The sequence below is a fragment of the Listeria grayi genome (assembly GCF_900638015.1).
GTDB classification, from domain to species: Bacteria; Bacillota; Bacilli; order Lactobacillales; family Listeriaceae; genus Listeria; species Listeria grayi.
In genome coordinates this window covers 2,406,799-2,429,045 of the sequence record NZ_LR134483.1, presented here as the reverse complement: position 1 = coordinate 2,429,045, position 22,247 = coordinate 2,406,799, and the positions used below count along the sequence as shown (strand labels likewise).

General features: G+C 40.0%; 20 protein-coding genes and 1 tRNA gene. 15 read left to right on the top strand and 6 right to left on the bottom strand.

The features are described from left to right. The 5 genes from EL241_RS11920 to EL241_RS11900 all read left to right on the top strand — a co-directional run bounded on the left by EL241_RS11920 (position 1) and on the right by EL241_RS11900 (position 5,767). Positions 1-1,728, top strand: coding sequence for a phospho-sugar mutase (locus tag EL241_RS11920; RefSeq protein WP_003758965.1), 1,728 nt, complete (start codon positions 1-3; stop codon positions 1,726-1,728). 152 nt (positions 1,729-1,880) lie between these two features. Next, positions 1,881-2,174, top strand: a complete 294-nt coding sequence (locus EL241_RS11915) for a hypothetical protein (protein ID WP_036105685.1) — start codon at positions 1,881-1,883, stop codon at positions 2,172-2,174. Positions 2,175-2,300: 126 nt separating this feature from the next. Continuing rightward, positions 2,301-2,849, top strand: a complete 549-nt coding sequence (locus tag EL241_RS11910; protein ID WP_126320616.1) for a hypothetical protein — start codon at positions 2,301-2,303, stop codon at positions 2,847-2,849. 132 nt (positions 2,850-2,981) lie between these two features. Further along, positions 2,982-3,620, top strand: coding sequence for a putative bacteriocin export ABC transporter (locus EL241_RS11905; RefSeq protein WP_036105691.1), 639 nt, complete (start codon positions 2,982-2,984; stop codon positions 3,618-3,620). After that, positions 3,620-5,767: a bacteriocin-associated integral membrane family protein gene (locus EL241_RS11900; protein ID WP_126320615.1), complete on the top strand. Its 2,148-nt coding sequence runs from the start codon at positions 3,620-3,622 to the stop codon at positions 5,765-5,767. Before EL241_RS11905 ends, EL241_RS11900 begins: the two co-directional genes overlap by 1 nt. Before the next feature lie 39 nt (positions 5,768-5,806). Here the strand turns inward: EL241_RS11900 and EL241_RS11895 are convergent, their stop codons facing one another. Then, a complete protein-coding gene (locus EL241_RS11895; RefSeq protein WP_126320614.1) occupies positions 5,807-6,814 on the bottom strand; it encodes an ABC transporter ATP-binding protein in 1,008 nt (335 codons plus the stop codon). Between the two features lie 149 nt (positions 6,815-6,963). Between EL241_RS11895 and EL241_RS11890 the strand changes: the two genes are divergently transcribed. Continuing rightward, positions 6,964-7,530: a GNAT family N-acetyltransferase gene (locus EL241_RS11890; protein ID WP_036105701.1), complete on the top strand. Its 567-nt coding sequence runs from the start codon at positions 6,964-6,966 to the stop codon at positions 7,528-7,530. A gap of 40 nt (positions 7,531-7,570) precedes the next feature. Here EL241_RS11890 and EL241_RS11885 read toward each other — a convergent pair whose 3' ends face one another. Further along, complete coding sequence (locus EL241_RS11885; RefSeq protein ID WP_036105703.1) at positions 7,571-9,718, bottom strand: HelD family protein; 2,148 nt, start codon at positions 9,716-9,718, stop codon at positions 7,571-7,573. Positions 9,719-9,911: 193 nt separating this feature from the next. On the opposite strand from EL241_RS11885, the gene rapZ reads away from it, so the two are divergent. The 7 genes from rapZ (at position 9,912) to EL241_RS11850 (ending at position 16,506) form a co-directional block, all read left to right on the top strand. Next, the gene (gene rapZ / locus EL241_RS11880; RefSeq protein WP_003758973.1) at positions 9,912-10,787 is read left to right on the top strand and encodes an RNase adapter RapZ; all 876 of its coding nucleotides are present in this window, start codon (positions 9,912-9,914) and stop codon (positions 10,785-10,787) included. Between the two features lies 1 nt (position 10,788). Further along, positions 10,789-11,748, top strand: coding sequence for a gluconeogenesis morphogenetic factor MgfK (locus tag EL241_RS11875; protein ID WP_036105706.1), 960 nt, complete (start codon positions 10,789-10,791; stop codon positions 11,746-11,748). Between the two features lie 13 nt (positions 11,749-11,761). After that, positions 11,762-12,733 carry a DNA-binding protein WhiA gene (gene whiA / locus EL241_RS11870; protein WP_036105710.1) on the top strand — a complete coding sequence of 324 codons (972 nt, stop codon included), beginning with the start codon at positions 11,762-11,764 and terminating at the stop codon, positions 12,731-12,733. A gap of 20 nt (positions 12,734-12,753) precedes the next feature. Then, positions 12,754-13,767, top strand: a complete 1,014-nt coding sequence (gene namA / locus EL241_RS11865) for an NADPH dehydrogenase NamA (RefSeq protein ID WP_036105714.1) — start codon at positions 12,754-12,756, stop codon at positions 13,765-13,767. Between the two features lie 107 nt (positions 13,768-13,874). Further along, positions 13,875-14,276 (top strand): GyrI-like domain-containing protein, encoded by a 402-nt coding sequence (locus EL241_RS11860; RefSeq protein WP_052009153.1) that lies wholly within the window; start codon positions 13,875-13,877, stop codon positions 14,274-14,276. 87 nt (positions 14,277-14,363) lie between these two features. Then, positions 14,364-14,957: a L,D-transpeptidase gene (locus EL241_RS11855; protein WP_052009154.1), complete on the top strand. Its 594-nt coding sequence runs from the start codon at positions 14,364-14,366 to the stop codon at positions 14,955-14,957. Positions 14,958-15,876: 919 nt separating this feature from the next. Then, complete coding sequence (locus EL241_RS11850) at positions 15,877-16,506, top strand: hypothetical protein (protein WP_126320613.1); 630 nt, start codon at positions 15,877-15,879, stop codon at positions 16,504-16,506. A 289-nt stretch (positions 16,507-16,795) separates the two neighbouring features. Here the strand turns inward: EL241_RS11850 and EL241_RS11845 are convergent, their stop codons facing one another. From EL241_RS11845 to EL241_RS11835, 3 genes are all read right to left on the bottom strand, one after another. Continuing rightward, positions 16,796-17,548, bottom strand: coding sequence for a YibE/F family protein (locus tag EL241_RS11845; RefSeq protein WP_036105723.1), 753 nt, complete (start codon positions 17,546-17,548; stop codon positions 16,796-16,798). Further along, positions 17,545-18,636, bottom strand: a complete 1,092-nt coding sequence (locus EL241_RS11840) for a YibE/F family protein (protein ID WP_052009155.1) — start codon at positions 18,634-18,636, stop codon at positions 17,545-17,547. The genes EL241_RS11845 and EL241_RS11840 overlap by 4 nt, the downstream gene beginning before the upstream one ends. A 167-nt stretch (positions 18,637-18,803) precedes the next feature. After that, on the bottom strand, positions 18,804-20,450 hold the full coding sequence (locus tag EL241_RS11835) for an alpha-keto acid decarboxylase family protein (protein WP_003758994.1): 1,647 nt from the start codon (positions 20,448-20,450) through the stop codon (positions 18,804-18,806). Positions 20,451-20,589: 139 nt separating this feature from the next. On the opposite strand from EL241_RS11835, the gene deoC reads away from it, so the two are divergent. Beyond that, on the top strand, positions 20,590-21,261 hold the full coding sequence (gene deoC / locus EL241_RS11830; protein WP_036105728.1) for a deoxyribose-phosphate aldolase: 672 nt from the start codon (positions 20,590-20,592) through the stop codon (positions 21,259-21,261). A 51-nt stretch (positions 21,262-21,312) separates the two neighbouring features. Here deoC and clpP read toward each other — a convergent pair whose 3' ends face one another. Next, positions 21,313-21,906, bottom strand: coding sequence for an ATP-dependent Clp endopeptidase proteolytic subunit ClpP (gene clpP, locus EL241_RS11825; protein WP_036105730.1), 594 nt, complete (start codon positions 21,904-21,906; stop codon positions 21,313-21,315). Positions 21,907-22,104: 198 nt separating this feature from the next. Between clpP and EL241_RS11820 the strand changes: the two genes are divergently transcribed. Further along, positions 22,105-22,176 (top strand) — tRNA-Arg (locus EL241_RS11820). The last annotated feature ends 71 nt before the right edge of the window (positions 22,177-22,247 follow it).

Below are 22,247 nucleotides of genomic sequence, written 5' to 3'. Positions count from 1 at the left end.
ATGAGTTGGCAAGAAAATTATCAAAAATGGGTCGCAAATAAAGAACTGGATCCAGCTTTAAAAAAACAATTAGAAACAATCAAAGAAGATGATAAACAGTTGGAGGACAGTTTTTATCGCGACATGGAGTTCGGAACTGCCGGCATGCGCGGTATCATCGGTCCCGGATCGAATCGAATGAATATCTATACGATCCGCAAAGCAACCAGTGGTCTGGCTGCGTTTATTGAAAGCAATGGAGACGCGGCAAAAGCACGCGGAGTAGCGATCGCTTATGATCCAAGACATATGTCGCAAGAATTTGCGTATGAATCTGCTGCTGTTTTAGGCGAACGCGGGATTCAATCGTATGTATTCGAATCATTACGTCCTACTCCCGAACTTTCTTTCGCAGTACGCTACTTAAATTGCTTCAGCGGGATCGTTGTTACGGCGAGCCACAATCCGCCGGAATATAATGGCTATAAAATTTACGGCGAGGATGGCGGGCAAATGCCGCCAGAATCTGCTGACATCGTGACGAATCATATCGAAGCGATCGAGGATATTTTTGCAATCAAAGCAGCTCCTATCCACGAATTAAAAGAAAAAGGGCTGTTAGAAGTCATCAGCAGCAAAGTTGATGAACCTTATCTAAACCGTGTTAAAGAGGTGATCGTGGATAAGGATCTAGTAAATACAAAAGGAAAAGATCTGAAAATCGTCTTTACGCCATTGCACGGAACTGGCGGAATCTTAGGCGTACCAGCTCTGGAAAGTGTTGGTTTTACAAATATCATCAAAGTCGAGGAACAATTCATCAATGATCCTGACTTTAAAACCGTCAAATCGCCAAATCCAGAAAATAAGGAAGCATTCCTAAAAGCAATTGAATATGGGGAAAAATACGATGCTGATATCTTAGTGGGGACCGACCCGGATGCAGACCGCTTAGGCGTTGCTGTTCGCGATAGTTCTGGTAGTTTTGAAGTGTTGTCTGGAAATCAGATCGGTGCGCTGATCTTAAACTATCGCCTGAAACAAATGAAAGCACTCGGCCAGCTTCCGGCAAACGCAGCAGTCTTAAAATCAATCGTGACAAGCGACATTGGTAAAGACATCGCTTCCTTCTATGGCGCTAAAATGATCGAAGTTTTGACTGGTTTCAAATTTATTGCAGAAAAAATCAAAGAATTTGAAGCAAGCGGCTCCCATACTTTTGAATTCGGTTATGAAGAAAGCAACGGGTATATGGTCAAATCCTTCACACGCGACAAAGATGCGATCCAAGCAGTGCTGTCGATCTGCGAAGTAGCCCTGTCCAGCAAACAGCAAAATCGGACACTCTTTGAAGAACTGGAAGCCTTGTTTGAGCAATTTGGCTACTACAAAGAGGCCCTTATTTCCAAAACGATGTCCGGAAAAGATGGCTCAGAGAAAATCAAAGCAATCATGCATGATTTCCGTGCAGAACTCCCGAAAAAAATCGGGGACGAACCAATCGCTCGAATTGAAGACTATTTAACACAAATAGAAACGAATTTAGAAACCGGTGAAGAAACAGCAATCGAGCTTCCAAAAGCAGATGTATTGAAATGTTTTCTTGAAGATGGTTCCTGGTTCGCACTGCGTCCTTCTGGAACAGAGCCAAAAATCAAATTTTATTTTAGCGTGAAAGGCGAAAGTGCCGAGGCAAGTGAACGAAAATTAGAAGCAGTCAAAGCAGGGTTGCTGGCAAAAGTAGAATAAAAGGAACGGGCTTTCCGGGAGGGGAGCCTGTTTATTTTGTTTAAAAAAAATCGTATTATTGTAATGTTTTGTACTTTCGTACTAGTTTGACAATTATAGGAGCATATGTTACGTTGTGAGCGTAATAAAATAACATCTAGGAGGTACAGAAAATGAAACGACAAGTATTTGCTATTATGATGATTGGTGTAATCGCACTAAGCTTATGTATACCGATGACAAGTCAAGCAGCGTTGGTGAAGAAATGGAATAAAGGATATAACCAATCGAGTATGAAGTGGTATAACCATTATTATCGCAGTGATGTTGGACACTCAACTTATACGATCATTGGAGGGAAAACTAGATTTAACGGACCTGTTGTGAAAAAAGGGCAGTGGTCGAAGTTGAATATTAAGTATTATGGACCTTATGCATACAAACATGGAACTACCCCTCCAATGTAATCACAGCGTTGATATGTTTGTTCCTAATATTTTTTAAGAGCCTGTTTTTAACTTGACTCTAATTTAGAATGTAGTTATATGAATATTGATTATTAGGTGAAACTAGATAATAAGGTGGGGATATTATTGTTCAAGAAGAAATTGATTTTCAACTTTTTATTAATAGCGTTACTCCTAGCTGGCGGATTCTATACTTATTATAAAGTTATGAAAGTAGATAATACTAAACAAGTCAGTAAACAGAAACAGGCAAAAAAAGCTTCTCTTTCAAATGAGAATAATGAAATAAATAACTCAATGGATAGTAAAGCGATAGAAGAACAGATTCGCAAAGAGCCTAGGAAAAAGAATAAATTTTATTCGGTGTATGTAGTAGCCCATTCAAAAGAAGGTGGTAGTGCAACTGAATTTATTCCTGAAATAATAAACCCCGATTTTAATCCCTATGATGGTTATAATAGTTCGACCTATGGCGACGAGGAAGTAAGAAAGGATGAAATGTTTATCTATATCGACAATTACCGTATTACAAAAGAAGTGAAGGATCAAATCAAAAAAATCGCCGGCTCCAAAAAGTATAAAGCAGCATTGGAAGAAATTGAAAAAGGGGTACAAGAAATTAAGGAAACGGAAGAATATGGCACTGTCAATGGTGTTCCACTTATAGAAAAATAAACGGAAAAAGTGTATGTTGAACAAAAAGAACTCATTTTCAGTTGTTTACCGGGAACGATGCTTCTTATTTTTGCTAAAAGAAACACAAGCCAACAATCAGTCACCTAAAATAAGAGAAGAGAGGACTTTCTGATGATCATACTCCAAAACATTCAAAAAAATTTCGGAAATAAGCAGCTGTTTCGAGATTTTAGCTTACACATCAAGCCAGGAGAATTTGTAGGCATTATGGGTAAAAGCGGACAAGGAAAAACGACACTCTTAAATATGATCGGCACATTGGAATCCGCGGATGCGGGAATTGTTAAGATCAATGGACGGCAAGCGAAAGGAAGTCATGCAAAGCGGTTGCTATTGCGGGAAAATCTAGGATTTATTTTTCAAAATTACGCTTTGATCGACAATGCAACAGTCAAAGAAAACTTGGAAATCGCTTTGACATATAAAAAAGGGGCTAAGAAAAAGAAGGCGGATTTGTTAGCGAAGGCACTTCAAAAAGTTGGGTTGACAGGATATGAAGCGAAAAAAATCTGCACATTAAGTGGTGGTGAGCAGCAGCGTATTTCTATCGCACGGCTGCTGCTCAAAGATCCGCCGATCATTCTTGCTGATGAACCGACTGGATCGCTTGACCCTGTAAACCGAGATCACATCATTGCCTTATTTCAAGAGCTACACCGTACTGGGAAAACGATTGTGATGGTCACACATGATAAGGAACTACGCACTATTTTTTCAAGGATAGTTGATCTTGGAAGGATGGAGCAATAATGAAAAAAGTATTATTCATTTTAATGTTGCTTACCTTTACATTAACCAGTTATTTAGCAATCAAACAATTTGGATTTCATCAATTTCAAAATTTTAATCGACAAAATATAGAGAATACGCAGCGAGTTATCATTGAAGCTGTTGATAACGATAAAACCGTAGATGCTAATTATAAATTACTTCAAAAAATAGCGATTGAAACAAAAATAAATTTACAAAGAACGGGAGAAATATTAGATGGGGCGAGTGGCAATACGCTTGTCTATTATGTAGCTTTAGGAGATAAAGAGAAGTACTTTGAACAATTAGAGCTGAAATCTGGAAATTATCTAACAGAGAAAAGCCCGAAGTCAGTGTTTCTTTCAACTATCGCAACAGGCGACTCCAAACAGATCGGGCAGGTAGAACTTTTTCATAGCTTTGATCCAATCGAATTCCGTCCGCTAAGTGCAGCGGCTGATCAAGCTGATATTCGTGGAGAGTATGAAGTCGGCGGGGATCAAAATCTAGCGGCTTTTAAAAAGCTTGCCGAAAAAAACAAGTTTATGCTAACAATCTCAAAAAATTCTTCTGCCTCGGGAATGGAGACGCCATATCCATATGAAAAGCTGATTTTTCAATCCTCTCTGGTTTTATGCGTCATGTTTGGTTTAGCGATGCTTTATGACACAGTCAGCAATTATAAAGAAATAGCGATCCGTTATTTGTTTGGCGGGAATTTCGGAGATATTGGTATATATCTGTGGAATCGCTACCGAAATAGTTTGTTTCTGGGGATTGGAATAGGTATTTCCGGCTTGCTCCTTTATTTAGGATTGGTGAACCAATTTCAGCAATTTGGTGCCTTTATGGTTTTTTGGCTGAAAGTAATTACTCCGATTCTGCTTGTTTTAGGAATTGTTTTTCTGCTCGTCTGGGTACTTGCAAGTCGAATCAAGATCACTCAAATGATTAAAAATAAAAAACCTGTGAAGATACTTTTACTGGTCACTATTTTGGCAAAATTCGGATTGTCGCTTTTACTCGTACTAGCGCTACAGCAAGGGCTTAAAGAAACCATAGCTATGAAAAAGATAATGACGACGGATAAAAAATGGTCTTTGTTGAAGCATTATCATTATTTGACGATTTCTGCCTCGTCTACAAGCTTAGACGGTGGGTTGATGGCAGCTGAAAATAAATCTTTTACTCAACTATACAGAGAACTAGAGGAAAAAGGTGCACTTTATATCATGCCTTCCAATTATTATGAGGAGGATCAGGAAGAAACCTATTCAACAGATTTTTTTGGAGCAGAAGGAAGGCGGGTAGAACTAAATAACAATTATTTAGCGATAAATCCGATCATAGATGCAGAAAATAAAAAAATAAATATTTCCTCCAAGAAGTTTGCCAATACGTTGACGGCTTTAGTGCCGCTCAAATATAAAAAATATCAAACCAGAATCAAAAAGACACTAAAAGTGGATTATGAAGATATTTATAGTAATAAAACGAACAAAGCACCGAATATCAAGCTTATTTATGTGAAAGATGGACAATCTTATTTTTCCTATTCGACGGATTTTGCCAAAGACAACACCTATCAACTCATTGATCCAATTGCGGTTATTATCACACCGTATGCGAATTCACAATATTTATCAAATAAACTCGCGATGGGGCGAGGGTATTTTCCTAAAAATCACACCAATGAAAAACCGTTCGCGCAAACAAAACAGCTGCTAAAAAAATATGGATTTGATAATTATTGGACCCCTTCTGGTTCTGCCTATTTCTGGGTGGAAACGGATAGTAAAAACAATAAGGAAAGCTTGGAAATAGGCATAAGCTATATTCTTTTATCGACGGTTTTACTCATGAACCTTGCGATATTCTCGATTATCTTTTATATCGAAGCAAATAAACAAGTTTTGGCGGTACAAAAATTATTTGGCTATCATTTCATCGAAAAACATGGACTTGTTTATTTAACTTTATTTGCTTTTTGGAGTTTAGTTTATATGGGTGAAATGATAATGGCGGAGCAGCATGTGTTGCTTTGGCAGATCGTACTTGCTTTAGCAATAGTCGATTTTATTTTCATAAGTGTATTCTTAGCTATTCGCGAGCGCAAAATCGTGAAGCCTGCAATCGTTAATGTATAAAAAAAGGACGAGCTTTTTCACAAATAGCTCGTCCTTTTTTTATTTTTTATCCGCCTGATCGATCGTTTTCGGACTCTGTTGGCTAATTGCCGGGGCGTGTTTCCCCCAACTTTTGATCAGACCGGACAGCGATGTATCTGTCACAACTAAAGCACCGAAGAAGAGCAGGTACTCCACTAATAGTATCCCTAGCAGAATATTCGTGATCGGCTTGTGTTTTTTTTCGGTCTCTTTTTCATCAACAAGAATATGTGTGTCCTGCATTTGTTCTTCCCGATAGGCGGCAATGTAGGCTTTGCGCTCTTTTTTTGGCATCGCCTTATATTCTTTGATAAAGGCGTCATAATCCTTTGCGATCTGCTTTGCTTCGCCGAATGCGCGGACTTCGCCGTAATGCATCCAGACGATCCGGTCGCAAAGTTTCTTGACTTGCGCTAAAGAATGACTGACGAAGATAATGGTTTTCCCGGAATTTTTTAATTCATCGATTCGGTCTACACATTTTTGGTAGAAAGTTTGGTCGCCGACAGAGAGTGCTTCATCAATGATGAGGATGTCTGGATCTAAATGCACACAAATTGCAAATCCCAACCGTGACCGCATTCCGCTAGAGTAATTCTTGATTGGCTGGTCAATGAAGGTACCAATATCGGCAAATTCAATGATAGAAGGCAACAGTTCTTGGATCTGTTTGGGGTTCAATCCATGCATCAATAGTTTTAATTTAATATTTTCTACACCAGATAAGGCATTTTTCAGACCAACTTTGATCGCAAGCAAAGAAACTTCGCCGTTGATAAGCACTTCACCGTGCGTGGGGATGATCGATTCGGAGATCACATTGGAAAGCGTGGATTTCCCAGCGCCATTGATCCCGACTAATCCAATTGTCTCGCCTTGATAAATCGTCAAATTAACATTGCGCAATGCCCAGAAAGTATCTGTTTGTTTATTGAAAAACATATTTTTAAGTTTATCGTTGCGGCTTTTTAATAAATTATATTTTTTGGATACATTTATAAGTTGAACTGCCTGTTTTTTTTCCATATTCTTCCCTTTTCTTTACTAGATTCAGATTCATTCTCTTTCTATCGTATAATTAATAGCGGAAATCGTCAATGTGGAAGTGGAGAATTTCTAAAACACCTGCTGGTATGCTATTATTAGGAAAATAAGAATGGCGGGAGAGAGGGAAAATGGATTATAATTTCATATTATCTGTCGACGAAAAAATTGATTTAGTTCAGCCATCACTTGAAAATGCCAAGGATCTTTATGCTGTGTTGGATAACGATCGTGAACATCTGCGGAAGTTTTTAAACTATGTGGATGATACGAACGAACTTGCAGATGAAGAAAATTATTTCAGGATCAAGCTGGCGGGTTATGCGAAGGGGACAGATAGACTGTATCTGATTGCCTATGAAAGCAAGATTGTCGGAGCAATCGACTTGCATTTTATTGATGCGGCAAATCATTCTGCAGAAATCGGATATTGGATCAATTCTGCTTACATTGGAAAAGGTATTACCCCTAAATGTGTACAAAAACTTTGTCAGATCGGGTTTGAAACGCTGGCATTGAACCGAATCACGTTGGTTGCCGACACAGAAAACAAAGGAAGTAATCGAGTTGCGGAAAAATGCGGATTTATGCTAGAAGGCACACTGAAACAAAGTAAATTGATCAGGGGAGAATTTCGAGATTTTAACACCTATGCTTTATTAAAGTCAGAATTTGCAGCGATTCATGGGTCGCACTGAAACAAAGCAAAACGAGACGGGATTGTTCCCGTCTCGTTTTTTATTCAATATGAAGGCTTTTTGTCATTTCTCCGGCGTACGTCAAAAACAGTCGCTGCATTCCCCGCGAGATCGCCGTATAGAGGATGCGGTTATCTCTAGCGGTATTATAGTTATCTGCAGAAATATCGTACACAAGCACATTGGAAAACTCCAGCCCTTTCGAGACACTGATCGGCAAAACGCTGACCTGTGCATCACTGGCAAATACGGCAGCGATTTTGTCCGCTTCTGCGCTTGTCTTTGTAATGATCGTTAGCGGTTCGTGTTGTAGTTCTTCCAGCAGCTTGCCTACCAATGGAATCAGGTCTTGCGGGTCTTCGATTTTAAAAACTTGCGGCGGGTGTCCTGCTGGGCGGACGGGAACAATGGTCAGCCTTTTAGTGGAGGCAGCTAACTGACCGAAGAGTTCAGTGATGACGCCGCTGGAACGGTAGCTGTTTAACAGATCGTATCGCGCGATGGGTGTATTTCGAGTAGAAAAACAGCTGGTGATCTCAGCAAACGAGATCGCTGTGTTGAAGATCGCCTGATTTTCATCGCCGACCATGGTAAAATCGCTGTTGGGAAATAGTTCAGCTAGTAAGCAGATCTGCGCTGGCGTGTAATCTTGAACCTCATCGATCAATAGAAAGCGAATCGCGGGTGTATGGCTTTTTTCGATAAGAAAATGACGGATAGCAAGCAAAGCGGTCGCTTCATCCACTGTGAAAGTGGCAGGATCCTGCCATTGATAGGGCTGCTTTTGATAGGTGGAATATAGATGTTCCAATATTTTTGCGCTGTTGAGCCATTTATTTTCCTGAATGGCTTTGGTCACTTTACGATAGCGCCTTGCCAATAAGAGTTGCGTATAATTTAAAACACTTTTTTCATCGTCTGCGGTGATCAATTTCCCAAAGTATTTCTGCTGTTGATCTTCTGTTAAGGATAAGAATAAATCTTGAGCGGCAGCGCTTTTTGCTTCGGTGCGAAGGCGCTTTTTCCAATGATCTAGTAGTGCTTCTTTGACGGCTTGTACTTTTTTCAGCGGTGCTGCTGGGGCGTTTGCATAGATTGCGGCTATTCTCTCTTTAGAAATAATGACCTTACCATTTTGAGTGATGCTACGAATAAAGGAATCGTTCAGCGGCAGCTCGTCAACTTGTTTGATGTGATCGATAAAAGCTTTGCTGCGTAGGACTACTGCTTGTGCATCAACGGTTTCTTTGCTGATCCTGGCGAAATACTGTGGTTCTGTTTCGAGTGGGTCAGCTAGCTGACGCTGAATAAGCTCCCGGAATGTAAGGTTAGTAGGATTCTTTTCACCTAGAGCAGGTAAAACATTGGAAATATAAGTAACAAAGTTAGTATTGGGCGATAAAATCAACATATTGTCTACAGTGATTTCTTGTCGCAATGAATAAAGCAGATAGGCGATGCGCTGCATAATCGTCGATGTTTTCCCACTTCCCGCGACACCATTTACCAAAATGATATGATTTTTCTGGTCGCGGATAATACGATTCTGTTCTTGCTGGATGGTAGAAGTAATGTCTTTCATTTGAGTAGTGGCGTTATGTTCGAGCGCTTCCAGCAATACATCGTCTTGGATCGCGATCGAGGTATCAAAAAATTTGAGCAACTTGTCTTTTGCAATGATAAACTGTCTTCTATTGTTGATGGCAACTTGGATCTTTCGCTGCTGGACGCTGTAATAGGAATTTCCAAGAGCGTTATTATAAAATAATTCCGCGATCGGGGAGCGCCAATCGTAAATCAAGTTATCGCCGGCATCATTCGCAAAATTATGGATACCGATGTAGAAGTCTTCCGGCGCTTCCGCATCTAAAAAGTCAACATTGATTTTACCGAAATAAGGTGATTGTAATAGACGTTTGATCTTTTGAAGAAGGGTATCGGCAGTTTTGACTTTAATATTCAGCTGATCGATTTCTTTATTCTTGGATTCGATCGCCGCCAGTGATTCCATTGTATCGAACATATTATCGAAATTCATACTGGTATCTTCTGCCATCGATTTTATTGATGAGATGCCTTCCTCTTTTGCTGTTTTGAGTAGTGCAGTTAATTCCTCCTCTTGGTGTAGCAACTTTGCGTAGACTTCTTGGAGATAACGCACCTCTTTTTCGGTTTCTTTATCGCTCATACACATTCTCCTTTATGAAAAAAGTAGACTAACCAATCATTATAAGTCATAGGAGGAATCATTACAAGCGAGTAAATAGAGAGAAATCATTTTTTTCTAATGAGGTTAGGTCGTATTCCGATTCTTTCTTACTGAAAATATGGTAGAATAGAAGAAAATACATGGTTTTATATATAGGGAAGGATGAGGAATAATGTCCACTAACCAACTTCAATTGGTGATTATTACAGGGATGTCTGGAGCTGGTAAAACAGTAGCGATGCAGTCACTAGAGGATGTAGGGTTTTTTTGTGTAGATAACTTGCCGCCAACGTTACTGCCTACCTTTTGGGAGCTGATGAAAGAATCCGGTAAGACGGATAAAATCGCGATTGTAATGGATCTACGTGGACGGGAGTTCTTCGATTCGATTGAAAAGGCGCTAGATGATTTAGATAATACGAGCTTTATTACGACGAAAGTGCTTTTCTTGGAGGCGGATGACCAAGTACTGGTGTCCCGTTATAAAGAAACAAGAAGGCATCATCCGCTGGAGCCAAACGGTTCGATTTTAGAAGGGATCCAAGCGGAACGAGCGTTGCTACAAGATCTCAAGGGGCGCGCGCAACTCCTTATCAACACATCGAATATGACGCCGCGTGAACTGCGTGAGCGGATCAACCAAGAATTCAAGGCGGAAAGCAAAGATATTTTTAATGTTCAAGTGACTTCATTCGGCTTTAAATATGGTTTGCCGATCGATGCCGATCTGGTGTTTGATGTTCGTTTTTTACCGAATCCGCATTGGGTCGATAACCTACGGCCGCTAACAGGGCTGGATGAAGAGGTCAATGATTATGTAATGAAATGGCCGGAAACGCAGACGTATTTGGATAAACTGCTCGATATGCTCTGGTTTTCACTTCCTTATTACAAACGTGAGGGCAAGACGCAGCTCAGCATTGCGATCGGTTGTACTGGCGGTCAGCATCGTTCAGTTGCCTTGTCGGCGTTTGTAGGAAAAGCGATCGGTCAAAAATATGATGTTACTATTTCGCATAGAGATATGAAGCGGAGAAAGGGAAATTAAGATGGATAGAGAAACGCTACCGAAAGTGGTCGTTATCGGAGGCGGAACAGGGCTTCCGGTCATACTTAAAGGTTTGAAAAAAGAAAAGGTAAACATCACTGCGATCGTAACCGTTGCAGATGATGGCGGAAGTTCTGGCATGATCCGCAAACAGATGGATGTATTGCCACCGGGCGATATCCGTAATGTAATGCTTGCGCTCTCCAACGTGGATCAGCGTGTCGTCGATCTTTTTCAATATCGGTTTGAAGTCGAAGGAGAGTTGTCCGGACATGTTATCGGAAATTTGATCTTAACAGCTTTGTCGCAGCTGAATGATAGTTACGTCGATGCGATCCAAGTACTTTCAAAAGTGTTGAAGATTCGCGGTCAGGTGATTCCGGCAACAGATGAACCACTTGTGCTACATGCCGAGATGCAAGACGGCAGTTTTATCAACGGCGAGTCATTGATCCCGCTGCAAGGTCAGCCGATCAAGCGAGTATTCATTGATCCTATTGATGTAAAGCCACTGGATACAGCAGTGCAAGCAATTGCCGAAGCTGATTTGATTGTAATTGGGCCTGGTAGCTTGTATACTAGTATCCTCCCCAATTTATTGGTAAAAGATATTGCTGCGGAACTGATCCGAACAGAAGCTCCCGTAGTTTATATTTCAAATATTCTTACGCAGATCGGTGAAACAGATAATTTCAGCGATCTGGATCATATTCGCGTTATCCATGATCACGTTGGAGAACCGATCATCAACCATACGCTCATCAATACAGCAGAAGTACCACGCGAATTAATGTTTCCGGAAGATGTCCGGCAAGTCGCGCATGATACAGAGCAGATCGGTAAGCTAGGCATCCATGCACTGACGGATGATTTTCTTTCTACAGAAGAAGGGTTAGTACGCCACGATGCTAAGAAGGTAGCTGCGGTATTAATGAAGTTATTGGCGCAAAATAATAATTAAAGGAGTGAGAGGCGTGTCGTTTGCATCAGAAACTAAAAAAGAATTGACACAATTGGAAATCAATAACCATGATGCAAAATTAGAGCTGGCCGCGTTTATTCGGATGAATGGCGCCTTATCCTTTTCCAATCAGACATTTGTTTTGGACATCCAAACAGAGAATGCTGCGATTGCTAGAAGGATGTACCGGCTTTTAAAAGACCTCTATGAAATCCCAATTGAATTATTAGTTCGTAAAAAAATGAAGTTAAAGAAAAATAATGTTTACATTGTTCGATTTAAGACCCGCACTCGTGCCATCTTGGAAGATCTCCACATTTTACAGGATGATTTTTCTGTTACGAAATCGATCGATGCTGATTTCGTTAAAAAACGGGGCGACAAACGAGCATACTTACGCGGTGCTTTCCTAGCAAGCGGTTCGATCAATAACCCGGATACTTCTTCGTATCATTTAGAGATTTTCTCTGTATATGAAGAACACAATGAAGCGATCTGCAAGCTGATGAATAGTTTCGAGCTCCATGCCCGGACACTTGAACGGAAAAACGGTTTTATCACGTATTTGAAAGAAGCCGAAAAAATCACGGAGTTTCTAAGCGTGATCGGAGCTACAACGGCGCTGCTTCATTTTGAAGATGTCAGGATCATGCGTGACATGCGTAATTCCGTCAATCGTCTGGTAAACTGTGAAACAGCCAATTTGAATAAAACGATCAATGCGGCGGTAAGACAGATCGACAATATTAAATTCATCCAGCAAGAAGTAGGCTTGGAAGCTTTGCCGGATAAATTGAAAGAAATCGCAGAACTCAGGATCGCCCACGAAGATGTTTCACTCAAAGAACTGGGCGAGATGATGACTTCCGGACAAGTAAGTAAATCGGGGGTCAATCACCGGCTGCGGAAACTGGATACCATCGCAGAACGGCTTAGAAATGGAGAATCACCTTCAGGACTGGGACTCAAAGTCAAACAATTATAAATGTAAAGGAAGCGGTAAACGTGTCAAAATTGTTTTCAGAATATAAGATGAAAGACGTTACTTTGAAAAATAGATTGGTGATGTCACCAATGTGCATGTATTCGGTGGAGAAGAAAGATGGAATCGCGACAGATTTCCATTTAGCGCATTATGCTTCCAGAGCAGCTGGCGGCACTGGCTTGATCTTACTTGAAGCAACAGCTGTCCAAGCAGTCGGCAGAATCTCGTACCAAGATCTAGGGATTTGGAATGATGAACAGATTCCGGCATTGAAACGCATCGTAGACAGTGTTCACAGCTATGACGCGAAAGTCGGTATCCAATTAGCACATGCCGGCCGAAAAGCAGAATTAGATGAAGAGATCGTTGCGCCTTCTGCGATTGCTTTCAGTGATGACTACAAAAAGCCAAAAGAATTGACGAAAGATGAGATCGCAGAGATCGTATCGGACTTCAAACGCGCAGCTTTCCGTGCAAAAGAAGCAGGCTTTGATGTGATCGAACTGCATGCAGCACATGGTTACTTAGTGCATCAATTCTTATCCCCGCTTTTTAACCGGCGCGAAGATACTTACGGCGGTCCGGCAGGCAATCGCTATCGCATCCTCGGCGAGATCATTCGTGCGATTCGCGAAGTTTGGGATGGACCACTGCTTGTCCGCATTTCCGCTACGGATTATGTTCATGGAGGTTTGACATTAGAAGATCATGTTCCTTTCGCGAAATGGATGAAAGCAGATGGCGTGCAATTGATCGACGTAAGTACAGGCGGAAACGTTCCTGTCCGTCCAAATGTTTATCCAGGATATCAAACCCGGTATGCGGATGATCTGCGTCAAAAAGCAGGCATCGCGACCGGTGCGCTTGGAATGATCACGACTGGTGCGCAAGCAGAAGAGATTCTCGGTAATGAACGCGCCGATTTGATCGTCATTGGCCGCGAATTATTACGCGATCCATACTTTGCCCGCACAGCAGCACTTGAATTAGGCGAAGAGATCACACCGCCTAAGCAATATGAACGAGGTTGGTAATAAATAGACATCAACAGAGCCAAAAAAATGGCTCTGTTTTTTTAGGGAAAAGCTGACACCCAGTTGTCAGAGTTAATCTGCTACACTGTTTTCAAGGAGGCGGAGAAATGAACAGTAAACCAGTAATTTTAGAAGGTCAAATGGTCCTCGGTAGCAAAAAACGAATGGACAACCAAGAGGCAGGTGAAGCGATCGGTGAGATGTGGGAGGCATTCTTAAAAGAAAATCAGCCTTTGCCATATTATTCGATTTATACAAATTACGAGAGCGATCACACCGGGAAATATGACTATTATCTAGCAGTTAAAGCAGATACACTAGAAAAAGCGAATTTCACGATCCCGGCCGGCAATTATTTAAAGATACCTGTCGTTCCCAACAACGTGGAAGGCGTCGTTAAAACTTGGCAGGAAATCTGGGCGCAAGACGATACGCTGGCACGGACACATCAAGCAGATTTTGAAAAATATGAAGCAAATGGTGAGATCGCGATCTATTTATCTATCTAAAAAAGCTTAGTTGTTATCCTCATACCGGAAGCGTATACTAGAATCATAGCGTTTTAAAAAGAATTTAGTGAAATAAGGTGACGTTTCTTGTATAAAAAAATTTGGCTGTTCGCTTTTTCCTTCGTATTATTGGTCAGTGGCCTGTATCCAATCCAAAGTACAGCAGCATCCATTGGCTTCCAAAAAGAAGGACAATTATTGTCTAAGAAACTCAGTGCTGTCATAATAAAAGATATCGCTTTCGATTGGACGAAGCCTTCTGGCGGAGCGTATCCTGATTTGAAAGCCAATGATAAAGTCGCGATCTATGTTTCAATGGCAGCTCAGCGAGTGAAGATCATGCAGGATGATAAAGTGATCTATACGATGGTGACTTCTTCCGGTGTAGACGGTTCAAAGGCGACAAGCACTCCAAGAGGCCATTATAAAATCGAGAATGAGCGCGGTAAATGGTTCTATTCCCCCAAATATCAAGAAGGCGCCAAATATTGGACATCCTGGAAAAATCATGGCGAGTTCCTGTTCCACAGCGTTCCCATGGATGCTAGCGGAAACGTGAAAGTAAAGGAAGCCATGAAATTAGGAAAAGAAGCCTCGCACGGCTGTTTTCGACTGACGATCCCCGATGCCAAATGGATAAATGAACACATTCCAGTTGGAACAGATGTTTATATAAGGTAGATATAAGTTGAAATAAGTAGGGAGTGCTTGGATGCTATTTTTAAAAATGGCGTTTTCAAGCAATCCCTTTTTGCCGTAATTTTTTATTTAAGGTGAAGAATGGCATTAAGTACTTAGAAACATAGATGCAAATATAAAGAGTTAGAATTGAAATAGAGTACATTTTTCCCCAATAGCAGCGTTTTATACGATCAAGACCAATGTAACCGGAAAAAGTGCGAAGCCATCATCATGCACGATAATTTGAAAAGGCTTTTCGATAATAACAATCACGTTACCTTATTACAATATCCGAACTGTATTGCAAAAGAGGTCAAACCGGAAGCAGACTTGGATGGATAATCATCAAGTAGAAAGAATAATATGAATAAACATACACTGATAAAATGGGGAAATTTGCTATCTACATAATATGACATCAATATTAGGATGAATAAGCTCCAAAATAAGAAGATTATGTGTCTTTTTTTAAAAATTATGCATAAATGAAAATATCTGAACCTCATTATGTGATCAATATTTAAGAGATCTTAAAAACCAACCTAAAACGAGTGTGTCAATACCTATTCAAGATGAAAAAACAACTTTCTAGGATGGATTTATTATACATATGGGAAATATGCTAACATTAATAAAAGGTCTTGTTTTACTATTTACTTTGCTCATAAGCATATCCAGATCCTACAACTCGGCAATAGTAAGGTGGATCTGGAAGAAAGTATTATTTTAAAAAAGGGGCAGCGAGTGCGAGTAGTATTAAGATACGACTCCAAAAATAATTATCATTTAATTAATGAAGGAACGTCTATTTTTATAAAACCTAAGAAAAATGCTAATAGTATGCTTGCTAATATGTATCAACAAGTTTCTACCAATAAACGGTATTTCCCAAATGAAATCAAATAAGGAGTGCATGGATATGATGAAAAAAAGATTATTTACTATTTTAGTAGCTTTTATAATGGTAGGTATGTGTTTCCCGGCAAATTATGAAGCTAAAACATTGGCACCCACTAGTAAACAACCAACAACCAAGCAAGTGACATATAATTTTAAGACGAAGAAAGTAACGGTAAAAGGTAAAGCAGGAAAAGGCGCAAGTGTAACTCTATGCTATAAAAATAAACAAGTCACAAAAAAAGCCAATCGTAAGACTGGGAATTATCGAATCAGTATTAAAATCAAAAAAAGTGATACGTTGCGTGTATATGCAAAAGAACGTGGGTTTTTAAAAAGTAAAATTAAGAAAGTACCTGCAAAACGATATTTAACAGCATCTCCCGATAAGATTATTGCTGGAGGGTCGATGGATGATAACAAAGTAACAAAAGTTAAACTAATTGGTGATGCACCAAAAAACGCCAAGGTCAATATTCGGTTTAAAGGGAAATTGCTCAAACAATTTTGGACAAAGAAAAATTCCAAGGAATATACGGTATATGTAAAAATACGGCAAGCTGATTATGGGAAATATAATTTCCAAGCTTCCGCTAAAAAGAAAAATAAAAAACGGAGCAAACTGGTAACATTGAAATTTCCAGAGATGTAATTATATAACTTTTAGTCTAGGAATCATAATTTCTAGACTTTTTTAAATCTTTCTTTAATAAGTAGAACCAAAAGATAATAAAATGCTAAACTATTTGTGAAAAGAGCGTTTTTAATAGCGTAACTAGATCTGTATCGTTTGTTGTAACATTTTTGCGTTATATCTGCATTATTGAGTTTGCGGCTGAGTATAATAAAATTGGTTATGGAAAAAGTGATGCACCAGCGTGGGGCCTATCGAATGCTTTGTTGCGCAGAACAAAGCATTCGTTTGCATAAGCAAGTCCCTTTCAACGCTGCTTTTTGATCAAATAGGAAGTGATATAAGCGGTCACAGGAACAGCAACGATCACGCCGATTCCTCCTATTAAAGTAGCGATTATTTCCAGACCGAATACTTTACTGTTTAAGGTATCTAGCAAGGAATAGTTGAGTGTGATCAGCCAGATGATCAGTGTCAAATAACTGCCTAAATAAGCAAAGAACAGTGTAGTGCTAGTTGCGGATAAAATTCCTTTACCAACCGCCAGTCCATTGGCATAAAGTTCCTTGAATGTCGCTTCCTTGAAGTGCGTATAATATTCATAAATCGAAGAAGCAACGGAAATCGTTGTATCTAAAATAGCACCAACAGCAGCAATGATTGTAGTAAAGACAGCGATCTGGTAAAAATTGATCCCGATATGAAGCGAGTAGACGCCGATTTCTTCCCATTCCTCTTCTGAAAAGCCCTGTAGCCCCAAGTGCATCGTGAAAAGGAGGGTTAGTAGGAACAATAGGCACATTACTAATGATATAGAAAGAAAGGAAGCGTTGGTTTTTAAATGGATGCCATTGATGAAATAAAGGTTAAAAGCGCTGATAAGGATGCTTACAATCAAAGCAAGTAGGATCGGATCTACCTTGAAATAGAGCAGGAAGACTGTAATGATCAGGATCAAGATATTGACATAAAGGGCGAAAAACGATTTTGCACCGCGTTTTCCACCAATGAGAAGCATCAATAGAAATAAGATAAAACTCAGTGCCCAAAAAGTCGTCATAGCTTATTTCCCTCCTTATCTAAGATCCAAGCGCTTATATATATGGTCAGTGGAATCGAAATGACGACGGCGATCCCACCGGTGAGCGCACGTATCAATTCAAGCGATAGATTTAGTTGAAAAGCAAAACTAATATCTAACCCATTACGCAGCAACAATAATATCATCGGAATGGAGCCTACTAGATAAACAAATAGTAAGATATTTGTCATTGCCCCCATAATATCTTTGCCGATCTCAAAACCACTTTTTCGCAAGACTTGGATCTTCATATTGGGATTTTTTGCTGAGATTTCTAGCATAGAAGTGAAGATCGTAATCACGATATCCACGACAGCGCCTACAGAACCAAGAAGAATCTCAACGAAAAACATGTTTTTCGGGGGCAGCGTGACGAATTCCAACGATTCATAATAGATTCCTTTTTCGTTAGTTGCACGCATTGTTATGTAAACGACCAAAGCCGTTAAACCAATCGATAATAAGGTCAAAGCAATCAGATAAAATGTTTTTTTGTGGATACCATTCAAAATCAATAAGAAGGATGTAATACATAGTAAAATGACAATCAAAAAGACATTAACGAAGCCCAGATTTTTAAGAGCCGTATTTAAATAGAGCGAGATCGCCGCTAAAATGATACATATATTGCTTGCTAAAGCTAAAAGAGAGAGAAGCCCTTGGCGTTTCCCAATGAAAAGCATGAGAAAAATAAATACAAAGAAGAGCAAAATAATAGTAGTATCACGCTTGATTCCTTTAATACTGCCAGTCAATAGTTTGTCTTTTGAAGCTTTATTGACCTTAACGAAGATCTTGCTAGGTTTGCTGATTTTATAATCGAAAGCACTAGAAGCTGAATATTTATGAAAGAGTTCGATTTTAGAACCTTTATATTTACCAGTAGTCAACGTTCCAATAACTTGCTGCTGATAAATCGTATCTTTATTTTTCATAGTGTCAGTAACGGTATTTTCTTTTAAAATTTTTGTATGATTGACACGGGCAATATCGTATTTGGGCGAATAATTGTTAAGTAGGAGAAGTATGATAACAAACACGCTAGCTAGAAGTACTAATTTTTTCATTTATCCACGACCTTATCCTGTACTAGATTCTCTGGGAAAAGAGAATGTTTTTAATAGGAATGATTACGATTTAAAGTCTAGCATTTTACGGGAATGCTGTCAATTGAGTGGGACAACGTAAAAAACCCCTTACACCTTGTCTCTAAGGCATAAGGGGCCAAGATAAATCAGCTATTTTGTTTGCTCAACGCAAGTCCGATCTGACGTAATGATTCCGGCATATCCATTTGCTCCATGTGTACTTCAACAACATGTGCTTTTTGCGGAGTAGCATCGATGGCTGCAAGTGTGTTGGCAAAATCAGTTTCTGTGAACACATTATGTGTGTCGACTGTTTCCGCATCGCCACCAAACGTTTCAGCTACCAATTGCAGATTCCAAGTTGGAATATCATTATAGCTTTCATCTTCGCCGTGGATCGCGCGTTCTACCGTATAGCCATCATTGTTGATAATGAAAATGACCGGTGTTAATTTTTCGCGGAAGATCGTGCTCATTTCTTGCGCTGTCAATTGGAAAGATCCGTCGCCGATACTTAAAATATGGCGGCGCTCAGGTGCGGCGATCTGGCTGCCGATCATTGCTGGAAGCGTGTAGCCAATCGATCCCCATAGTGTTTGCGAAATCAAATTCATCCCTTTTTTAAGTGGCGCCAGCATCAGACCGAACGAAGAAGTTCCTTGTTCAGTAACTAAAACATCATCTGCTTGTAAGAAGTTCATCACAGCTTGATGGAAACGATCTTGTTTCAGTGGTGTTTCTGCTTGCGGTTCAAAAACAGCTAGTTCAGCTTGTTTTGCGGCAGTATCAGCAAAAGTAAAGTTCAGTTTTTCTAATTCTGCTAGCAATCCATTTAAAGAAATCCCGCTATACGTACTGCCATCCGGTAGCATGATAATGTCGTTTGCAGCAGTCAGTGTGTTTTCTGTTTTAAAACCTTGGCTGAATGAAGAAGTCGAGTTGTCGATGATCTTCCCGCCAAAATGCAAGACAAAATCGCTGTTATCCACATAATCTAAAACATTTTTATCGCTGAATGCGGGGTAATACGTACCGATAAAGTGCTCATTTTCTTCATTAAAAGAACCTTTACCATAAGCAAGATTAGTTACGGGTAATTTTGTTTGATTGATCCAGTTTTCAAAACGTTCGCGAATTTGGAAACGAGCGATCTCGTGACCGGCAATAACGATTGGTTGCGCCGCTTTTTCCAAATGAGATAGAATGATTTCTGCTAATTGAGCTTCACGTTCGCCGCTTGATTTTTCTGTTTGCAAGGCTTTAGCAGGTTTTACAATCGCCTTATGAGCGATGTCGATTGGCAGATTGATATAAACAGGACGCTTTTCAAGCAATGCCGTTTCAAGCACACGGTCGATCTCTGACGCGGCGTTTTCCTCTGTCAGCATCGTTGTTGCAGCAGTGACTTCCTTTGCCATTTCGGAAAAATTATGGAAGTTTCCCATTCCTAGCGAGTGATGTACTAATTTTTTATTGGATTGCACATTCATAGTTGGAGATCCGACGATATGGATGACAGGAACTTGTTCGGCAAAGCTTCCCGCTGTGCCATTGATCGCACTTAATTCACCAACACCAAATGTGGTAACCAAAGCACTCACACCACGTTCGCGGGCATAACCATCTGCAGCATAAGCGGCATTTAATTCGTTGGTATTCCCTTGCCAGCTAAGCCCTTCGTGGTTTTGGATATAGTCTAAGAAAGTTAAATTATAGTCGCCGGGCACACCAAATACTTTGTCAATGCCAATTTCTTCTAAACGGTCGACCAAATATTGACCTACTGTATACATGAAAAATTCCTCCTCGTTATTATGACTCTAATATACGCCTGAAAATTTAAAAGGTCAAGTAAATTGACCTTTATTTTTTAGCTTTAAATCAAAAGTGGTATAATCATAGTGAGAATTCGAAGTTGAGGAGGAAGAGAAATTGAAACTGATTGACTTGAAGCAAATGATCGACCATACAAATTTGAAACCGTATGCAGAAACAAGCGACTTCAAAAAACTATGCGCGGAAGCGGACGAGTACCAATTTAAAATGGTCGCGATCAATCCTGCAGCGACGGAAGTTTGCGCCGCCTTTTTAGAAAATAGTCCTGTTCATGTCGGGGCGGCAATCGGCTTTCCTTTAGGCCAAACAACGCTGGATTGTAAACTTTTTGAAACAAAAGATGCGATCGCAAAAGGCGCGGATGAAATCGATTATGTAATCAATATCGGGGCATTGAAAGAGAAAAAATATGCATATCTGGAGCAGGAAATGGAAGCAATCGTGGCGATCTGCCGGGAACATCAGGTGATTTCCAAAGTGATCTTCGAAAATTGCTATTTAACAGAATCCGAAAAAATAAAAATGGCTGAGATCGCAAAGAAAGTAGAGCCAGATTTCATTAAGACTTCGACCGGATTTGGAACAAGTGGCGCAACGGCTTCAGATGTACGATTGATGAAGGAAACGGTGGGAGATAAGGTAAAAGTGAAAGCTGCCGGAGGAATTCGCGATCTGCAAACAGCAATGCTGATGATCGAAGCTGGTGCGGAACGCCTTGGAACAAGCAGTGGAATCGCGATCGTCAAGGAATGGGAAGAACAGCAATAAAAAAAAGCACGTCCCTATAAAAAGGGATGTGCTTTTTAGCGATCAAATACCTTATTTCAAAGCGTTTTTACTAGAAATAATATCGTCGATCAAGCCGTATTCTTTTGCTTCGTCTGCAGTCATGAAATTATCACGATCTGTATCACGAGCGATCACTTCGATCGGTTGACCAGTTTTTTCAGAAAGAATGCGGTTCATGCGTTCTTTGATTTTCAAAATATGACGAGCAGCGATTTCGATTTCAGTCGCTTGTCCTTGCGCACCGCCAAGTGGTTGGTGAATCATGATCTCGGAATTCGGCAATGCAAAACGTTTACCGTCTGCACCAGCTGCAAGTAAGAATGAACCCATAGAAGCAGCCATACCCATGCCGATCGTTTGTACGTCAGCTTTCACAAGATTCATTGTATCGTAGATCGCCATCCCGGCAGAAATGCTTCCTCCTGGAGAGTTGATGTACAAGTAGATATCTTTATCCGGATCTTGAGAATCTAAAAATAGTAATTGGGCAACGATCGAATTAGCTACATTATCATCGATAGCAGAACCTAACATGATGATACGATCTTTTAATAGACGGGAATAAATGTCGTAAGCGCGTTCGCCACGGCTAGTTTGTTCAATAACTGTTGGAATTAAATTCATTGTTATATTCCTCCTCATTCATTTCAATTTTAGTTTAAGAAAATAGGTTTCTTAAGCGATAACTTTACTATACACGAATGGTCAAAGTAGGTCAAATAAAAGGTTCTTCGGAAGAAAAATAGTTTTTCAAGCAGAAATAGAACTTGCTACTTCATACATTTTCCGATATAATTACTATTCGTACGGCACTTACATAGTGCCCTCGTGGTGCAACGGATAGCACGTAAGATTCCGGTTCTTAAAATGGGGGTTCGATTCCCTCCGAGGGCATTCAAATAACAACTCCTAAGCGTGGATGATAGTATTACTATCATCCACGCTTTTTATCAGTAAACAGCTCT

Excerpts from the sequence above, each read along its gene's own strand:
- EL241_RS11890 (WP_036105701.1), top strand. The coding sequence starts at position 6,964 with ATGGATTATAATTTCATATTATCTGTCGACGAAAAAATTGATTTAGTT.
- rapZ (WP_003758973.1), top strand. The coding sequence starts at position 9,912 with ATGTCCACTAACCAACTTCAATTGGTGATTATTACAGGGATGTCTGGA.
- EL241_RS11915 (WP_036105685.1), top strand. The coding sequence starts at position 1,881 with ATGAAACGACAAGTATTTGCTATTATGATGATTGGTGTAATCGCACTA.
- EL241_RS11905 (WP_036105691.1), top strand. The coding sequence starts at position 2,982 with ATGATCATACTCCAAAACATTCAAAAAAATTTCGGAAATAAGCAGCTG.
- EL241_RS11835 (WP_003758994.1), bottom strand. The coding sequence starts at position 20,450 with ATGTATACAGTAGGTCAATATTTGGTCGACCGTTTAGAAGAAATTGGC.
- EL241_RS11845 (WP_036105723.1), bottom strand. The coding sequence starts at position 17,548 with ATGACGACTTTTTGGGCACTGAGTTTTATCTTATTTCTATTGATGCTT.
- EL241_RS11840 (WP_052009155.1), bottom strand. The coding sequence starts at position 18,636 with ATGAAAAAATTAGTACTTCTAGCTAGCGTGTTTGTTATCATACTTCTC.
- clpP (WP_036105730.1), bottom strand. The coding sequence starts at position 21,906 with ATGAATTTAATTCCAACAGTTATTGAACAAACTAGCCGTGGCGAACGC.
- EL241_RS11895 (WP_126320614.1), bottom strand. The coding sequence starts at position 6,814 with ATGGAAAAAAAACAGGCAGTTCAACTTATAAATGTATCCAAAAAATAT.
- EL241_RS11850 (WP_126320613.1), top strand. The coding sequence starts at position 15,877 with ATGATGAAAAAAAGATTATTTACTATTTTAGTAGCTTTTATAATGGTA.
- EL241_RS11875 (WP_036105706.1), top strand. The coding sequence starts at position 10,789 with ATGGATAGAGAAACGCTACCGAAAGTGGTCGTTATCGGAGGCGGAACA.
- EL241_RS11920 (WP_003758965.1), top strand. The coding sequence starts at position 1 with ATGAGTTGGCAAGAAAATTATCAAAAATGGGTCGCAAATAAAGAACTG.
- EL241_RS11885 (WP_036105703.1), bottom strand. The coding sequence starts at position 9,718 with ATGAGCGATAAAGAAACCGAAAAAGAGGTGCGTTATCTCCAAGAAGTC.
- EL241_RS11860 (WP_052009153.1), top strand. The coding sequence starts at position 13,875 with ATGAACAGTAAACCAGTAATTTTAGAAGGTCAAATGGTCCTCGGTAGC.
- EL241_RS11900 (WP_126320615.1), top strand. The coding sequence starts at position 3,620 with ATGAAAAAAGTATTATTCATTTTAATGTTGCTTACCTTTACATTAACC.